Below are 18,244 nucleotides of genomic sequence, written 5' to 3'. Positions count from 1 at the left end.
CTCAAGCGCTTCTTCGATGGGTTTTAAATGCCTTTATACTGCGTCAAATAATCAAAGCATAGAATGACTATGCTTAAATCATTCTTCTTGCCTAAAGTCATTTAAATTCCCACTGAAAACCTGCACTTTGAATGGTAACGGGTATAAGTAAATATAATTAAAATTTCAAAGACTAACGGCTAGTCGCTTTAATTTCTAAATAATCATCAAAGCCATATGTTCCCCACTCACGACCATTTCCTGATTGTTTATAACCACCAAACGGGGAAGTGTAATGATGTGAAGCCCAGTTAATCCTTACCATTCCAGCCCTCATTTGCCTTGCAACACGGCTCGCTTTTGTTTCATCAGGGGTATTTATATAGGCAGCTAAACCATAAGGAGAATCGTTTGCTAACGTGATCGCTTCTTGCTCATCTTTGAAAGGAATGATCACCAAAACGGGGCCAAATACTTCCTCTTGTGCGATGTTCATTTTATTGTTCACATTTGAGAATATTGTCGGTTTGGTGAAATGACCCAATTCAAAACCTTCAGGCTTACCGAGACCACCGGCTGATAATGTAGCGCCTGATTCTATTGCTTCTTTGATCATGCTTTGTACTTTATCAAAGTGGGCTTTGCTAACTAATGGGCCAATATGATTACCTGGCTTATCAGCCCTATCGATTTTTATGTTATTAGCCACTTGAGTCGCTATTTTAACGGCATCATCATAAACAGACTCTTGCACTAGCATACGTGTTGGTGCGTTACATGATTGACCCGTATTTTCCATACAGCCGACAACACCTTTAGTCACGATCGATTCTAGGTCCACATCGTCAAATATAATGTTCGGTGATTTACCACCTAACTCTAGTGCCACCCGTTTTACCGTATCTGCTGCAGATTTCGAAATTAATGAACCCGCTCTAGTTGAGCCAGTAAAAGAAACCATATCAATATCTTGGTGAGACGATATCGCAGAGCCAACGCCCATTCCATCACCATTAACAAGATTAAAAACTCCTGCAGGGAAACCGGCATCATCAATTATTTTGGCAAAAACATGGGCGGATAAAGGAGCAATTTCACTCGGTTTTAAAACCACAGTGCAACCTGTGGCTAGTGCGGGCGCAACTTTGCAAACAATTTGATTAATAGGCCAGTTCCACGGTGTAATAAATCCACAAACGCCAATTGGCTCATGGGTTATGGTGGCATTTCCTGAGGTGTGCTGAAATTCATAATTTTTTAAAGCATCCAACGCCGTTTGAATATGACCTCGGCCACAATCAGCTTGAGCAGCCGTGGCAAAATCGATTGGCGCGCCCATTTCTTGGGAAATAGCCTGCGCCATCTCGTCATAACGATTCATATAGGCACTTAATAGTTTCTCTAATAGTGCAATACGTTCTTCTCTTGAACTAAAACCATACTGATTAAATGCGTTTCTAGCCGCGGTAACGGCTTTATCAACATCGACATTAGTGCCTAGAGAAATAGTACCAATTTGACGTTCATTTGAAGGGTTTTCAACGATAAAGTCATTTGGTTTTTCTGGAGAGACCCATTGTCCGTTAATATAAAAGTGGCTTAAATTTTTCATAAACACATTGCCTTATAGCATATTTTAAATAAATCTAGTGTTGGATAAAATAAACAATAAAGCGCAAAACATCAATAAATATTAAAATTTTGTTGTAAATAACACTTCAATAAGGTTATAAACGGTTGTGTGTAAAACCAGTGCATTTAGCCATTTTATTTATCATGAGGTAAATGGTGCCTCAGTTTATTAACTTAAAAGCGTAGTAATCATCACTCTCACTTAAGGAGCATTTAATGGCAGGCCCACTCACCGGAATCAAAGTACTCGATCTTAGCCGAATTTTAGCAGGCCCTTGGGCTACACAAGTATTGGCTGATTATGGTGCCGAAGTGTGGAAGATAGAACGACCTGAAAAGGGAGATGATACTCGCCACTGGGGTCCTCCATATGTGAAAGATGAGCAGGGTGAGGATACTGCTGAATCAGCATATTACCTTGCCGCTAATCGAGGGAAAAAGTCGATTGAAGTAGATATGACAAGTGCTGATGGACAAGCAGCAATATATAAATTAGTAGCACAAGCAGATATTGTCGTTGAAAATTATAAGGTTGGCGGACTTAAAAAATACGGCTTAGATTATGAGAGCATTAAAAAAATTCGTAAAGATGTTATCTATTGCTCAATCACTGGCTTTGGCCAAGATGGCCCGTATGCGAATAGAGCGGGTTACGATGCCATGATTCAAGCGATGGGTGGATTGATGAGCATCACTGGAGAAAAAGATTCGTTACCCGGTGGTGGACCACAAAAAGTAGGGGTAGCAACAACGGACTTAATGACAGGTATGTATGCGGTGTCGGGTATTTTAGCTGCCTTATATCATCGAACTCAAACGAACGAAGGTCAACAGATAGATATTGCACTATTAGATACGCAAGTTGCCTGCTTAGCGAATCAAGGCAGTAGTTATTTAGTGAGTGGTGATGTACCACAAAGATTAGGGTCGGCTCACCCAAATATTGTTCCATATCAAGCCATGAAAGTACAAGATGGTTATATCCTGTTAGCCGTTGGCAATGATGATCAATTTCAAAAATGCTGTAATGTACTGGGTTGCATAGAGGTTGGTGAGAATATGCAGTTTACAACCAATGCATTACGCGTAAAGCATCGTGAAACACTTATCCCCTTACTGGAGTCTTACTTTATCAAACAAAAGTTAGATTATTGGTTAGCAGCACTTTCAGAAGTACATGTACCTTGTGGTCCCATTAATTCAATTGACCGTGTGTTTGAAAATCCACAAATTAAACATCGTAAAATGGCCTTTGAGCTAGATCATCCTACCGCAGGTAAAGTGCCTCAGGTCGGCAATCCGGTAAGATTTTCACAAACGCCAATTACTTATCACGCTGCTCCACCCACACTGGGACAGCACACTGATGAAATATTAAAATCAAAGTAAACCTAACGTAACTAAACCTAAATCTAAATATAAATCTAAATTTTATAACGGAGGAATAACATGACAAATTCAGTACTAAACAATTGGGATGACATACTTCTACTTAACGACCAATTATCAGAAGATGAACGAATGGTGCGTGATATGGCACATACCTTTTGCCAAGAAGAGTTAATGCCTGGTGTATTAATGGCTAACCGTAATGAGGACTTTGATCCAAATATCATGCGTCAGTTTGGTGAGCTTGGGTTATTAGGTGCAACCATTGATGGTTATGGTTGTTCAGGTGTTAATTACGTAAGTTATGGCTTAGTCGCCCGTGAAGTAGAACGAGTAGACAGTGGTTATAGAAGTGCAATGAGCGTGCAATCCTCATTAGTTATGCATCCAATTAATGCGTACGGTACTACTGAACAAAAAGAAAAATATTTACCTAAGCTTGCTACGGGTGAATACATAGGTTGTTTTGGTTTAACCGAGCCAGGTTCAGGTTCTGATCCTTCAAGTATGATCACTCGCGCTAAGAAAGTAGATGGCGGTTATCGTTTAACGGGCTCAAAAATGTGGATTACCAATTCACCTATCGCCGATGTTTTTGTAGTGTGGGCAAAAAATGAAGCTGAAGGAAATCAAATTTGTGGTTTTGTGCTAGAAAAAGGCATGGCAGGTTTATCAGCGCCAAAAATTGAAGGTAAAATATCTTTACGTACCTCAATTACGGGTGAAATCGTAATGGATAACGTTTTTGTGCCAGAAGAAAATATGTTTCCTGAAATACGCGGTTTAGCTGGACCATTTGGTTGTTTAAATATGGCGAGATATGGTATTTCTTGGGGGGCATTGGGCGCTGCTGAGTTCTGTTGGCATGGTGCACGTCAGTACGGTTTAGATCGTATTCAATTTAAACGTCCGCTGGCACAAACACAGTTATTCCAAACTAAACTCGCTAATATGCAAACCGAAATCTCGTTAGGTTTACAGGCATCACTACGTGTTGGTCGTATTATTGATACCAAAAAGTGGGACCCAACCATGATATCAATGGTTAAACGTAACAACTGTGGTAAATCACTTGATATTGCTCGTATGGCGCGTGATATGCACGGCGGCAACGGTATTTCAGATGAGTTTCATGTTATTCGTCATATGGTTAACTTAGAAACGGTAAATACCTATGAAGGGACGTATGATGTACATGGTTTAATACTCGGTCGTGCTCAAACGGGTTTACAAGCATTTTACTAAACTAATACCATTATAGTTAAATAAGTGAACAGGGGTTATACCATCGGGTATGCCCCTTTTTTATACGCGAGGCAGAATGTATTCATATAGATAAATTCCCACGAACTTTTATAGCTCAAATACTTGGGAAAATACATTCGTTAATAACTCAACTTTTTTGACTTCTCTGGGGGTTTTCTTACTAACTAAAGATAACCTAAATTGATAATGATGACTGTTGGGTTTTATTATTCTGATCTCGCCACGGTTTAGTTCTGCTTGAATAAAACTTTGTTGCATAAAACCTATATAACAGCCAGATAGAATCATGGCCTTACGGGTATCAAATTGATAAGACTTTGCAGATAAGTTAAGTTTTTCTAATTGTTGTTTACCAGCTAAATCTATATTGATGCCTGGGTGTATAGCAGCGGCTTGCCCTAATATTTCTTCAGATATAGCCGTATCGACTTGATTAAAGAAAGGGTGCTGCTTGCCACAACATAGATAAATAGATTCGCTAAATAGCGGTTGGTATTGCAAACCTTCGATTTGTTGATAGCTTGGAAACAAAGCGATGTGAGCTTTATCTTTTAGCAGAGCCTTCTCTATATTTGAGATAGAGTCACCATCTAACACTAGGTGCAAATTAGGTGAGGCATCGTTTATCTTTTTAATCACTTGCGCCATTTTATGCTGTTTGCTTTCATCAAGTTGATCCGCACATAAAATAATTAATTCGCCACTTAATTCACTGCCTAAGCTATCAATTAATAAAGAAAAATCATCCATTGTGGCAAATAAATCAAGTACGGCTTGGTAAACAGCCTGACCATCTTCAGTTAAAGAAAATCCTCCACGGCCACGTAAACACAATTTTAATTTCATGCGAGTTTCTAAATTAGACATATGCACACTGATGGTAGAGCGCGTTATTCCTAAGGCATTAGCTGCCGATGAAAATCCGCCATGTTCTACTACTGAGATGAAAATACGCAGCAAACGTAAATCATATTCACTAACTGGTTTAGGAATAATCGAGTGTTTATACATGTTTTGTCTACTTCAAACTAAAGGTTTATTGTTTTGTATTTAACCTTAATTAAAACTAGGTTTCAATACCGTTATTGTTTATTAAATAACTAGCGAGATAAAACCATGACTGAAGTTACTTGTAATTTAGAAGCCGCGGGCATAAAAGACAGCCAGCTTATCAAACCATTTTCATATATTAACGGCAGTTGGCATAGTAGTGAAACACAATTCCCAGTAATCAACCCATCGACTGGGGAAGTTGTTGCTCAAGTGAGTAATGCTGATGTAGCCGAAACTGAATTGGCGGTGTCTGCTGCCAAAGGTGCATTAAAAATGTGGTCAGCTAAATCGGCCAACGAACGTGCAACTCTGTTACGTAACTGGTTTAATTTAGTAATGGAAAATCAAGATGACCTAGGACGTATCCTAACGTTAGAGCAAGGTAAACCTCTAGCTGAAGCTAAAGGTGAAATTGCCTACGGTGCGGCATTTTTAGAATGGTTTGCTGAAGAAGGTAAACGCGTTTACGGCGATACCATCCCTGCGCTTTCGAGTGATAAAAAAATTGTTGTTATTAAGCAGCCCGTTGGCGTAGTTGCTTCTATTACCCCATGGAACTTCCCAAATGCGATGATCGCCCGTAAAGCGGCGGCGGCGTTAGCTGCAGGTTGTACTTTTGTGGTTAGACCGTCTGAATCTACACCGTTGTCGGCATTAGCAATGGCTGAATTAGCAGAGCGAGCAGGTATTCCTGCTGGCGTATTTAACGTTGTTGTTGGTAGTAACTCTCGCGGCATGGGGCAAGTATTAACACAACATCCTGATGTTGCAAAATTCACTTTCACCGGTTCGACTGGCGTTGGCAAATTATTATTAACTCAATGTGCAACAACCGTGAAAAAAGTATCAATGGAATTAGGTGGTAATGCACCCTTTATTGTTTTTAACGATGCCGATATTGATGCTGCGGTACAAGGTGCGATTATTTCTAAATACCGTAATGCAGGTCAAACGTGTGTTTGTACCAATCGTATTCTTGTACAACAAGGCGTATTAGAAGAATTTACCGAAAAATTCAAAAATGCAGTAGCTGAATTGCACATTGGTGATGGTTTAGTCGAGGGCGTTAACCTTGGCCCAATGATTTCAGATAAAGCGGTTTGTGATGTTGAAAAACTGGTTGCTGACTCTATTGCGGCAGGTGCAAAAGTTGCCTTTGGCGGACAGCGTTCAGAAGCAGGTGAACTGTTCTATCAGCCAACAATCCTAACTGGCGTGACCAATGATATGCCCATTGCAGCCAATGAAATTTTTGGTCCAGTTTCACCTATTATTGCTTTTGAAACTGAAGAAGAAGCGATTGAACTTGCCAACGATACAGAATACGGCTTAGCGGCGTATTTCTATTCTCGCGACATTGGAACGGTTTGGCGAGTAGCTGAAGGGCTTGAGTTTGGCATGGTAGGTATTAATGAAGGCATTATTTCTAACGCTGCTGCTCCATTTGGTGGTGTTAAACAATCAGGTAACGGCCGCGAAGGTTCAAAATACGGCTTAGACGATTACTTAGAAATTAAATACCTATGTATGGGCGGTTTAGATAAATAGCCTCGTTTAGGCAAGTTTAACCCAATTTATATTATGTCGAGAGAGTTATACAAAAGTGTCTCTCTCACCATTTAGAAAAGAATTTAGAGACAATACAATGACAACATCAAATCAAGAATTACAAAACAGAAAGACTAAAGTGATCGCTCGTGGCCAAGGCAATATGTATCCAGTGTATGTAGAGCGTGCAGAAAACTCAGAAATATGGGATGTAGAAGGTAATCGCTATATCGACTTTGGTGCGGGTATTGCGGTGTGTAATACCGGTCATAGTCACCCAAAAGTTGTCGCTGCTGCAAAAGCACAGTTAGATAAATTTAGTCATACTTGTGTCATGGTTAACCCTTATGAAGTTGCTGTTGAATTAGCAGAAAAACTAATCGATATCGCCCCTGGTGATTCTGAGAAAAAAGCGATATTTGTTTCAACAGGTGCTGAAGCCGTTGAGAACTGTGTGAAAATTGCTCGTGCCCATACTGGTCGTCGTGGTGTTATTGCCTTTAATGGTGGTTTTCACGGACGTACCAACTTAACCATGGCGCTAACAGGTAAAATCACACCTTATAAAAACTTATTTGGCCCATTTCCTGGTGATATTTTTCATGCCCCATTCCCAATCGAATGCCATGACATTACGGTTAAGCAATCGTTAAAAGCCCTAGAGAATTTATTTAAAGTCGATATCGCACCTAGCGATGTTGCAGCCATTATTGTTGAACCTGTACAAGGTGAGGGCGGTTTTTATGCGGCACCTACTGAATTTTTGCAAGCCTTACGTCAACTCTGTGATCAGCATGGAATTATGTTAATTGCTGATGAGATCCAAACGGGCTTTGGCCGTACCGGTAAAATGTTTGCTTTTGAACATTCAGGGGTTGAAGCAGATTTAATGACCATGGCAAAAGGCATTGCGGGTGGTTTCCCAATCGCAGCCGTTGTGGGTAAAAGTGAAGTGATGGATGCACCATTGCCAGGTGGTTTAGGCGGAACTTATGGTGGTTCTCCTGTCGCTTGTGCTGCAGCTTTAGCGGTTTTAGATATTATCGAAGAAGAAAGTTTAGTTGAGCGTTCAGCACACATTGGTGAACAATTTAACCACCGTTTAAGCCAGTTAAAAACGGCATTCCCTGAACTAGTTTTAGAAGTACGTAATCAAGGTTCAATGATTGCCATGGAATTAATCCAAAACGGTGATGCAGAGCAACCAAATACTGAATTAACCCAAGCGATTATCGCTCATGCGGCTAAAAATGGTTTGGTATTGCTTGCGTGTGGTTTTTACGGAAATGTTATCCGTTTCTTACCACCACTAACCATCACAGATGAAGTATTAACAGAAGGCTTAGATGCGTTCGAAAACATGTTCAAAGAGCTTGCTAAGTAGAGTGTAATTTTTAAAAAACGTTTTAAACAGACCGCTCTCATAGAGCGGATAATTTATAATAAAAATTAAAAGGTTATGTTATGAAATCAGAATTTCAGCAGAAAAATACAGCACATCACTTTCAACCATTTAGTGATAATAAAGAGCTAGCAGAAAAAGGTATTAAATTAATATCTAAAGCGGAAGGTGTTTATATCTATGAAGATAATGGTAAAAAATATCTCGATGGTATGGCGGGTTTGTGGTGTGTAAATATTGGTTATGGTCGTAAAGAGCTCGTTGAAGCAGCAAGTCAACAAATGACAGAACTGCCTTATTACAACTTGTTCTTTAAAACAACCACGGCACCAGCAACTAACCTGGCAGCAAAAATAGCTTCTCTTGCGCCTGCTCATATGAATAAAGTATTTTTTACTGGCTCAGGCTCTGATGCGAATGACACAAACTTTAGAATGGTGCGTAGATACTGGGACTTAAAAGGCAAACCAACGAAGAAAACCTTTATCAGTCGTAAAAATGCGTATCATGGTTCTACTGTTGCTGCGGCAAGCCTAGGTGGAATGGGTTATATGCATGAACAAGGTGACTTACCTATTGATGGTATTGTGCATGTTGATCAACCTTATTGGTTTGCTGAAGGTGGCGATTTGTCTCAAGATGAATTTGGACTTAAAGCAGCCCAATCATTGGAAGCTAAAATATTAGAAGTAGGCGAAGAGAACGTTGCTGCTTTTATTGCAGAACCTTTCCAAGGTGCTGGTGGGGTTATAACACCTCCAGATAGCTACTGGCCTGAAATTAAAAGAATTCTAGCCAAGTACGATATTCTCTTTATTTTAGACGAAGTTATTTCAGGTTTTGGTCGTACAGGCGAATGGTTCGCGAGTGAATACTTTGATTTAAAACCAGACATGATTACTATCGCTAAAGGAATGTCTTCAGGTTATTTGCCTATTGGCGGCGTTATCATTTCAGATAAAGTTGCTGATGTAGTGATCGGAGAAGGTGCCGATTTTAACCATGGTTACACTTATTCAGGTCATCCGGTAGCGGCGGCTGTCGCACTAAAAAATATCGAAATTTTAGAATCAGAAGGTATTGTTGATCAAGTTAAAAGTGAAATATCACCTTACTTACAGCAACGCTGGCAAGAACTTGCAGACCATCCTATTGTGGGTGAAGCGCGTGGTTTAGGCATGGTTGCAGCAATTGAACTTGTTAAAGATAAGGCAACTAAAGAACGTTTAGCCCCTAATGCCGCTGGTGGTGGTGTTTGTCGTGATTATTCAATGGATAATGGCTTAATTATGCGTTCATGTGGCGACATCATGGTTATCTCACCACCTTTGGTTATTACCAAAGCCGAAATTGATGAGTTAATAGAGAAAGCTAAAAAGACATTAGACGATACAGCAAGGTTCTATAACCTTATCTAAATTCAAATTAGTTTAGATTTTGTATAAAGAAAGCCACTACTCATCAGTAGTGGCTTTTTTATATGGGGCTTTGAATTCATCGTTCTCTGCAGTTGAGAGCCAATTTTTCAAGTTTAGCCCATAGGATCAAGCGTTGAGCTTAAATGTGTCATAAAAGCTTTACTGGCTTTAGAGAGGTAGTGATTTTTTTTCCATGCCAAACTCAGCTTAAATTCAATTTTTGGCTCAAAGGGAGTTGATGTCATCTGCTGTTCGTTTTGTAAAATACGCGATAGACAAGTGGTAATTCCCACCTCACTACGCACCAATGATTTTTGCAGTTCAATAAGATTCGTTTCCATACGAATATCTAAGGCTAAGTGATTTTTTTTTGAATATTGACTAATGACTTCACGCAAGAAATACCCTTCATGAAATAGTACCAATGGCTGCTGACAAAATTGTGCGAGTGATATGCTTTGCTCATTAGCTAGCGGATGAGAGCTGGCCATGGCTGCAACAACCTCCTCATTAAAAAGCTCAGTGTAGCGCAGTTGTGGGTTCTCTGAATCACTGCGAACTAAGGCTAAATCAAGTTCGCCATTGAGTAACATTTTCTCAAGTGCAGCTGTGCCTTGATCAACCAAATGCATTTTTATTTTTGGATACTTTTGTTTAAATGTTGCTAGTACTTTGGGGAAGTAATAAGAGCCCATCATAGCGGAAACACCAAATCGAATAGTGCCTTGCTCTAGGTCTTTGAGTTCTTCTAATTCTAATTCAAGCTGTTTTGCTTGGCTTAATAACTGGGTTGCCAGTTTATATAATACTTCACCTTCAGCGGTTAATAATGCGTTTTTTTCAGCCCGATTAATTAACTTCAATCCAACTTCTTGTTCTAGTTTTTGAATCGCAATGGTCAGTGCTGGTTGAGCAATGCCAATTTTATGTGCAGCCCGAGTAAAGTTGCCCAACACGGCTAATTGACAAAAATATTCAAGGCGCTTTAAATTCATAGTAACGTCATCGATAAGTAAAAGTTATGAAAATTATAAAAACTATATATTATATTTATTCTCGCTTTCTAGATAGAGTAAAACACTAATGAAGACCAATAAAAATTACAGTGAAGCTAGCAGTAGTTAGCAATTTACTAACACGACTATCTATACACATGCTACTTCAAGATGCGAGTTTCAGGACTACAGAGAAATTCTTGATCAAGGCGCATCTTTTATTAATGGTTAGTCCCTTAATAATAGATGCAACGATGAGGATGGTTTTCTCTGTAGCCCCTGCATGGCGAGTTTAAAAGGCGTATATGCCGCGTTATTAATTTTGACAATAGAATAACTATTCTCTTCAATTAATGCCTTGCCTATAAGCCTTTTAATTCTCGTTGAATCCTGCATCTTGGAATAGCATGGGTATTGGTTTTAAATCAAAAGCATAAGAGGGTGATAGAATGAATACATCAGCAATAAAATTAAACAATGAATCAATTCCATATGGCTTTTCGGTAGCTCCATTTGCAGCGAATCCACGTTTACAAGTGATAAAGCTGAGCTCTGAAACAGTAAAAGGATTTATTGAACAGGCATTACCGTTAGGAGTGCAGGCGATAGAGTACAAGCCATTTTTGCGTTTTCATGTTGCGGGTATTCTTAATCATCTCACTAATGATACTTTAGGTGCCTTACTGCTAGGTATTATCAAGAATAGAGATACGGGTGCCTTTATGTTGCAATGCGAGCCTGTTGCGGCTGAATTTGATCAGCTTGAGTTTAATATTTTATTATCGACTGCTGTTTCTCACTTAATTGGTGTACCTAATTTAGATGCTATGTATGGCAAATTTTATGCGCGATTCAGCGTAAAAAATGAAGACAATAGTGATAGTTATTTACGACAAGCCCATCGACGTATGGAATTACACAATGATGGTACCTATGTAGAGGAACGCACCGACTGGGTTATTATGCAAAAAATAGCGGAAGAGAATATGGCGGGCGGTGATTCTTTGTTATTGCATGTAGATGAATGGCAAGATTTAGAAAAATTCTATAATCATCCGTTGGCAAAAGAAGACATTCAATGGACATCGCCAGCGAGTAAAAATATTACCTATAAAATGCAACATCCGGTGTTTTTTGAAGAAGATGATAATGGTCGGCCTAAAATGCTTTTTATCGATCAATTTGCTGAACCTTTAAATATGCGTCAAGGTCAGTATTTATATGAAATGGGCACATCATTAGAAGCAGAACAAAATACCTTTAATGTCCGTGTTCCTGTGGGCAGTATGTTAGTGGTGAATAATCACGCTTGGTTACATGGTCGTGATAAATTTGTTGCCGATAAAGGACTTTATCGTGAATTACTGCGTCAGCGCGGTGCTTATTGTGAAAACGCAAAACTGAAATCGTAAAGCTAAGGTATTTATATGATCTATGACTACATAATCATTGGCGGTGGTATTGTTGGTGTATCGACTGCTTGGCAGCTACAACAACGCTATCCAGATAAAAAAGTATTATTATTGGAAAAAGAAAGTGAATTTGCCACTCATCAAACTGGACATAATAGCGGTGTTATTCATGCTGGCGTATATTATGAGCCTGGCAGTTTAAAGGCTAAGTTTTGTCGAGCAGGGGTAGATGCCACTATCAATTTTTGTCAGCAACATAATATTCCTTTTAATCAATGCGGTAAGTTGTTGGTTGCCACCAATGAATTAGAAGTAAAGCGCATGGAGGCGCTTTATCAACGCTGCCAAAAGAATAATATTGAAGTGGAGTTATTAGATAAGCAGCAACTTAAAATTGAGGAGCCTAATATTACTGGGCTTGGCGCTATTTTGGTTAGATCGACAGGCATTGTCGATTACCAACTCATTACCATTAAAATGGCGCAGGAATTTCAGTCTTTGGGCGGTGAATGCAGACTAAATACCAAAGTAACTCAGTTAAAGGAAACGGCAGAAGAGATTCGCGTGAGTTCAAACCAAGGTGAATTTTATAGTCGTTACTTAATCACCTGTTCAGGTTTAATGGCTGATCGTGTGGTTAAAATGTTAGATATTAAAGTCGATTTTCAAATTGTACCGTTTCGTGGTGAGTACTATCAGTTGCCAGCGAATAAAAACGCCATTGTTAATCACTTAATATATCCGATTCCTGATCCAACATTACCTTTTTTAGGTGTGCATTTAACTCGGATGATTGATGGCAGCGTCACTGTTGGTCCCAATGCGGTATTGGGTTTTAAACGAGAAGGTTATGGCAAAATTAATATTAACTTACGTGATATTAAAGAAATGGTGATGTTTGCTGGCTTCTGGAAAGTACTGGGGAAAAACTTGAGTTCTGGCATTACTGAGTTTAAAAATTCACTCTTTAAAAAGGGTTATTTAACCTTGGTGCGAAAATATTGCCCCTCAATAGAGCTATCAGATCTCAAATCATATCCTGCAGGTATTCGTGCGCAAGCAGTAATGAATGATGGCAGTTTAGTGCATGATTTCTTGTTTGCTAATAGCGAGCGAACAATTAATGTCTGTAATGCGCCATCGCCAGCAGCGACTTCGGCCATCCCCATTGGTGGTTATATTGTTGATAAAGTCAGTGAACATTTTTGTTCATAATATATACCCGTTCCACTTGAAGGAGCATGATTCAGCTGGAATTAGAAACGCCTTTAGGCAAGGCATTGATTGAATAGAATGGTTATTCCCTTCTCAAAATCAATAACGCAGCATAAAGCGTTTCTAAACCAGCCCTTGGGGAAGGCTGAACAAATCATACTCTGCGTTACATTTCTTTTTAAGGACGCTACATGGATGTAGCTTATTAGAGAATGCAGGAGCGTATTCTCCTGAATAACCCTTAATAAAAAAATAGGCCTTGATTATGAGTCGCTCAGACTTCCTGAAACGAGCATCTACAAGTGGAACGGGTATAAATGAAAAAAGAGCAACTTGCTCTTTTTCAATTATTATTGAAGCGCCTAGCTCATTGAACCACAATAAGATTAACTGCCAGCTTTTGATAGATATTTTTCCATTTCTATCGCTGGAACCATACCGCCACCCGTTGCCCAAATAAGGTGTGTTGCGTTTACCAATTTTTCATTGCTCATGTTTATACGCTTAAGATATTCATCATTATTAGTTACAACAATAGGGCCTAACATACCAGCCAATGCCGATGGCTCTAATTGAATACCTTCTACCTTATTTAATAGCCCAAGCAGATCATACATTCTCTGATCGCTGATGGTATAAAAACCATCTAACAGTCTTTCCATTGCCCGGCCAACAAAGCCAGAAGCTCTTCCAACAGCCAGGCCATCAGCAGCGGTAATATTATCGATGCCGATATCTTGAACGGCAATGCCATCATGTAATCCAGTGAGAATTCCAAGTAACATGCAAGGGGAATGTGTTGGCTCGGCAAATATACAATGCACGTTGTCACCAAAAGCCATCTTCAGCCCAAATGCTACGCCACCAGGACCACCACCGACGCCGCAGGGCAGGTAGACAAATAGTGGATTATTTTCATCTACCACAATATGCATAGCATCAAACTGTTGTTTCAGTCTTTCACCGGCAACGGAGTAGCCTAAAAAGAGTGTTTGGGAGTTTTCATCATCGATAAAGAAGCACTTGGGATCATTTTCAGCTTCCTGGCGACCTTGCTCTACAGCCACACTGTAGTCTTCGTTGTACTCAACAACATTAACACCATGAGCACGGAGTTTTTCTTTTTTCCATTGGCGCGCGTCTGCAGACATATGCACGCTAACTGAAAAACCCAGTTTTGCACTCATAATACCAATAGACATACCAAGGTTTCCCGTTGAACCAACAGCGATGCTGTACTGGCTAAAAAAGGACTTAAACTCTTCGGTAAATAGCTTACTGTAATCATCTGAAAGCTCAAGCACCTCTGCTTTTATTGCTAGTTGTTCAGCATGTGTCAATACTTCATAAATGCCACCACGCGCTTTGATTGAACCTGAAATGGGCAGGTGACTGTCTTTTTTTAGCAGCAGTTTACCTTGAATTTCTACTTCATATTGCTGCTCTAGTTGCGATTTCATTGCTGAAATTTCAACTACGTCAGATTCAATAATGCCATTGGTTATCGCCGTTTCGGGAAATGCCTTTACCATGTAGGGGGCAAAACGTGCTAATCGGTCACTGGCATCTTGAATATTATTGTTATCAAGTCCGACATAAGGAAGGCCTTCTTGCAGCGAAGTAATATTAGGGTTAAACCAGCTTACCTCTTTTAGTTCGACCATTTTTTCTATGAGGGGAAAGTCAGCTATTAGCTGTGCAATGTTATCGTTGTTCATTATGACCTCTCAATCCGCTTTATGATGTTGTGCTTAATAGTATTAAACAATAATCGTCACTGACTGACAAATGATGATAATTCAACTTCACATGAGTTAGATATAAACAAGAAGATATAAACCGTTATAAAAGCATAACATTATTCAATTTGAGTTATTTTATGTTGTGCATGATGATATTGTTATTGTCTGAATTTGTCGAAAATAGTCTATGGAATAGCCTGCGTTATGTATACTCAAGACAATGTTATCTCTAACAATAAACGGTTAAGCAGTTTTCAACTGTCTAAAATGCATACCTTTGAAGTGGCCGCTAGGCACTGTTCTTTCTCTCTTGCGGCGGAAGAGCTGTCGATGACGCCAAGTGCCATATCTCATCGAATAAATGCCTTGGAGAGCGAATTAGGTATTTTGTTATTTAAACGCTCACACCGAAAAATTGAGTTAACCAAGGAAGGTGAACGCATTTATATCGCGGTAAAATCCTCATTTAGTAGCTTAAATCAGGAAATACTCGAGGTAAAAAGCAATGAAATTTCTGGAGAGTTAACTGTTTATTCTCGACCTTCTTTTGCGCAATGCTGGTTGGTGCCTAGAATTGCCGGTTTTCAAAAGCAATACCCTGCTATTTCACTCAACATCTTGACGGGAAATGAAAATATCAACTTTCATGGACATGGCATTGATGTAGCAATTTATTTTGATGAAAAACAACCGAGTAAGTTATATTGTCAAGATATTATGACAGAGACGATAGTACCGGTATGTAGCCCAGAGTACGCTGAAGAATTTGATTTAATAGGCAAGATTAATAATTTAAGTCAGTGTACGTTGTTACATGATAACCAAGCATGGGGATATGATTCCAACACAGATGAATGGGCATTATGGGCAAATAATTTCAATATAAACTGCTTAGCCTCTAGTGCGAGTATCAGGTTTGACCGCTCAGATTTGGCCGTTATCGCAGCTATGAATAATGCTGGTGTAGCAATGGGTAGGGAGAGTTTTATCAGTAATCAAATTAAGAGAGGAGAGTTGATTAAACCCTTTATTGATAAAAAAATTCTGTGTCCACAGCGGTATTATGTTGCTACGTTACCTAATAATAAAAACACAAAAATAGAATTGTTTATTGAATGGCTAAAAAATGAAGTACAAAACGAAGGAGGTGAATCTATTGTGTGACTTTTGAATACTCGCTGACCTAATAATTAGATCAATTAGAAATAGCTTACTGAAGAGATATTTGAGCGTTTTTGTGTATGTAAATAAAAACTTGTTGATAAGCTTCAACTGGGGATGATTGAAAGCTTATCAATATTATTATTATCCGAACTAGAGACTACAATTTTCTTATGCGACTTTACCAACAGATAAAATACGATCGCCTACTTTATTTAAAATGGTAATTTCACCCTCACAAACTGCAATAATTGATTTACCCTTTTTAAACTCCGCAGGTAAAACAACTCTGCCATGATGGTTTTTTGGAAATGATTTCACTTCATGTAGTAATTCAAGTGACTCTACTTGATAATAAATGATGGTTACCTGGGTTAAACTTTGCTCCATAATACTCTCTTTTAGTTATTCCATATTGAATTTTTTAGTAAATGCCTTACATAAATGCCTGATATTATCTCATAGGTGCTATAGATTTGTTTAGATCTATATCAATAGCTGACCTTAGTTCATATTACTTAATAATAAGAACAAAAAACACCAACGATTATCGTTGATGTTTTTATAATTTAGATACTATTACATTTGTTATTTTTAAAAAAAAAAGCACAAAACACGCCAAGTTAATAATAGTCAACTATTTAAGTATGATAAAGGAAATACCTTGACGAATATATAGTAACTGTAAAATAGCCTGACATCTGTAACTCGTCAACCAGTTGATTATGTTACATAATATTAATTTGAACTGTGTGATGAAGTTATCTTCAGCATTCACTGTTGAACCTAATTGAGAACTCAATTCACAACTGAGTTTTCTTCATCAAAAAGCTGTAGTGTATTAATATGAAAAATTACTTAGCAAAGTTAATTACTGTTTGTTTAGTTTTACGTTAGTGGCTTGTGGCTCAATAGTAAGCATTGGGAATCTACCAATTATGTTTACTTGTGATGGGAATATACTTCTCCCCTTTGACTCGTCGTTGCCCCCTGAAAACACTGTTGATTGCCCCTGATGAGGCTAAATGGTATTGGTTTATCTATGGTAAGGATGCGGATATAAACGCTAATTTCAGACAATGATTAAAGAAAGATATCGTGTTGAAGTACGCAATATCTCTCTTTAATATTTCAAAAAAATTAATTATAAATTACCGAATTTACCGTTTGTATTTTTCCATCGCTCTTTTGGAATAATCGTTTCCATTACATCCCAGTGCTCAACAATTTTTCCATTTTCAACACGGAATAAATCGTAGAATGAAGTCGGCTTATCGGCAAAAGAGCCTTCACTGATACTTAATACAAAGTTACCTTCACCGAGTATCTTATGATTTTTGGTATAGACCATTTTAATGCCGTTTTTCGCCATTGCTTCCAGCGCTTGACCTAATCCGGATAAACCGTCGGCGATTACCGTATTATGCTGATGGTAAAAATCGCCCTCAAAGAAGGCGCTTAATTGATCAAATTGCCCCTTAACTAATATGCTATCAACAAAGTTTGCCACTAATGTTTTGTTTTCATCTGTCTTATCTAAATCATCCACTGTTGTTGGACCATCTATTTGGCTACGTCCGCTTGGATTTGGTGTTGCTGATTTATCGTCTAAATTATCCCAGTGCTCGACAATCAAACCGTCTTCAAATCTAAACAAATCAAAACCAATTTTGGGGCCAAAAAAGTTATAGTCATTGTGAGTAAATACATATTCCCCATCAGTAAATGAACGCGCTACATTTACCTTGGCACTATTTTTAGGTAAGGCTTGTAAAACAGCACCAAAACCAGCTAATCCATCTCCTACAGCCAAGTTGTGCTGGGTATACTTTACTGGATTTACATAACTAATAGCGGTTTGGTCACCGGTTTCAATACTATTAAGTAAGGCAACGGCTTTTTCTTTATTTGATATATTCATCTTCATCTCCGAATTCACAGTGGTGGCGTTACAGGCAGTGATGGCTAACAATCCTGCTACGACAGTCGTTAAAAAGCTTTTTTTCATCGTTATTTCCTTCTAAATAAGATA

The 18,244-nt window shown here is 38.7% G+C and carries 14 protein-coding genes; 8 read left to right on the top strand and 6 right to left on the bottom strand.

Translation table 11 applies throughout. The features are described 5' to 3' along the window. Positions 1-172: 172 nt before the first annotated feature. Positions 173-1,591 carry an aldehyde dehydrogenase family protein gene (locus CPS_RS20985; RefSeq protein WP_011045394.1) on the bottom strand — a complete coding sequence of 473 codons (1,419 nt, stop codon included), beginning with the start codon at positions 1,589-1,591 and terminating at the stop codon, positions 173-175. Between the two features lie 236 nt (positions 1,592-1,827). Between CPS_RS20985 and CPS_RS20980 the strand changes: the two genes are divergently transcribed. Beyond that, positions 1,828-3,000, top strand: a complete 1,173-nt coding sequence (locus tag CPS_RS20980) for a CaiB/BaiF CoA transferase family protein (protein WP_011045393.1) — start codon at positions 1,828-1,830, stop codon at positions 2,998-3,000. Between the two features lie 60 nt (positions 3,001-3,060). After that, entirely contained in the window at positions 3,061-4,245 is a 1,185-nt protein-coding gene (locus CPS_RS20975) for an acyl-CoA dehydrogenase (RefSeq protein WP_011045392.1), read from the top strand. Positions 4,246-4,353: 108 nt separating this feature from the next. Here the strand turns inward: CPS_RS20975 and CPS_RS20970 are convergent, their stop codons facing one another. Further along, a complete protein-coding gene (locus CPS_RS20970) occupies positions 4,354-5,277 on the bottom strand; it encodes a LysR family transcriptional regulator (RefSeq protein WP_011045391.1) in 924 nt (307 codons plus the stop codon). A gap of 105 nt (positions 5,278-5,382) precedes the next feature. Between CPS_RS20970 and CPS_RS20965 the strand changes: the two genes are divergently transcribed. From CPS_RS20965 to CPS_RS20955, 3 genes are all read left to right on the top strand, one after another. After that, positions 5,383-6,867, top strand: a complete 1,485-nt coding sequence (locus tag CPS_RS20965) for an NAD-dependent succinate-semialdehyde dehydrogenase (protein ID WP_011045390.1) — start codon at positions 5,383-5,385, stop codon at positions 6,865-6,867. Positions 6,868-6,964: 97 nt separating this feature from the next. Beyond that, the gene (gene gabT / locus CPS_RS20960) at positions 6,965-8,251 is read left to right on the top strand and encodes a 4-aminobutyrate--2-oxoglutarate transaminase (protein ID WP_011045389.1); all 1,287 of its coding nucleotides are present in this window, start codon (positions 6,965-6,967) and stop codon (positions 8,249-8,251) included. Positions 8,252-8,331: 80 nt separating this feature from the next. Then, a complete protein-coding gene (locus CPS_RS20955) occupies positions 8,332-9,687 on the top strand; it encodes an aspartate aminotransferase family protein (RefSeq protein ID WP_011045388.1) in 1,356 nt (451 codons plus the stop codon). A gap of 113 nt (positions 9,688-9,800) precedes the next feature. On the opposite strand, the gene CPS_RS20950 is transcribed toward CPS_RS20955, so the two are convergent. Next, positions 9,801-10,682, bottom strand: coding sequence for a LysR family transcriptional regulator (locus CPS_RS20950; protein ID WP_011045387.1), 882 nt, complete (start codon positions 10,680-10,682; stop codon positions 9,801-9,803). Between the two features lie 449 nt (positions 10,683-11,131). On the opposite strand from CPS_RS20950, the gene glaH reads away from it, so the two are divergent. Together glaH and lhgO are read left to right on the top strand one after the other, a co-directional pair. Next, positions 11,132-12,094, top strand: coding sequence for a glutarate dioxygenase GlaH (glaH, locus tag CPS_RS20945; protein WP_011045386.1), 963 nt, complete (start codon positions 11,132-11,134; stop codon positions 12,092-12,094). 15 nt (positions 12,095-12,109) lie between these two features. Then, positions 12,110-13,309 carry an L-2-hydroxyglutarate oxidase gene (gene lhgO / locus CPS_RS20940; protein ID WP_011045385.1) on the top strand — a complete coding sequence of 400 codons (1,200 nt, stop codon included), beginning with the start codon at positions 12,110-12,112 and terminating at the stop codon, positions 13,307-13,309. Positions 13,310-13,695: 386 nt separating this feature from the next. Here the strand turns inward: lhgO and CPS_RS20930 are convergent, their stop codons facing one another. After that, positions 13,696-15,027: a D-serine ammonia-lyase gene (locus CPS_RS20930; protein ID WP_011045384.1), complete on the bottom strand. Its 1,332-nt coding sequence runs from the start codon at positions 15,025-15,027 to the stop codon at positions 13,696-13,698. Between the two features lie 228 nt (positions 15,028-15,255). Here CPS_RS20930 and dsdC point away from each other — a divergent pair, with 228 nt between their 5' ends. Beyond that, entirely contained in the window at positions 15,256-16,215 is a 960-nt protein-coding gene (gene dsdC / locus CPS_RS20925) for a DNA-binding transcriptional regulator DsdC (protein WP_011045383.1), read from the top strand. A 168-nt stretch (positions 16,216-16,383) separates the two neighbouring features. On the opposite strand, the gene CPS_RS20920 is transcribed toward dsdC, so the two are convergent. Together CPS_RS20920 and CPS_RS20915 are read right to left on the bottom strand one after the other, a co-directional pair. Further along, entirely contained in the window at positions 16,384-16,602 is a 219-nt protein-coding gene (locus CPS_RS20920) for a TIGR02922 family protein (RefSeq protein ID WP_011045382.1), read from the bottom strand. A gap of 754 nt (positions 16,603-17,356) precedes the next feature. Beyond that, complete coding sequence (locus tag CPS_RS20915) at positions 17,357-18,220, bottom strand: nuclear transport factor 2 family protein (protein ID WP_011045381.1); 864 nt, start codon at positions 18,218-18,220, stop codon at positions 17,357-17,359. Positions 18,221-18,244 lie beyond the last annotated feature (24 nt).

It is taken from the genome of Colwellia psychrerythraea 34H (assembly GCF_000012325.1).
Classification (GTDB): domain Bacteria; phylum Pseudomonadota; class Gammaproteobacteria; order Enterobacterales; family Alteromonadaceae; genus Colwellia; species Colwellia psychrerythraea_A.
The sequence above is the reverse complement of the archived record's forward strand: the minus strand, read 5'-3'. Positions and strand labels throughout refer to the sequence as shown.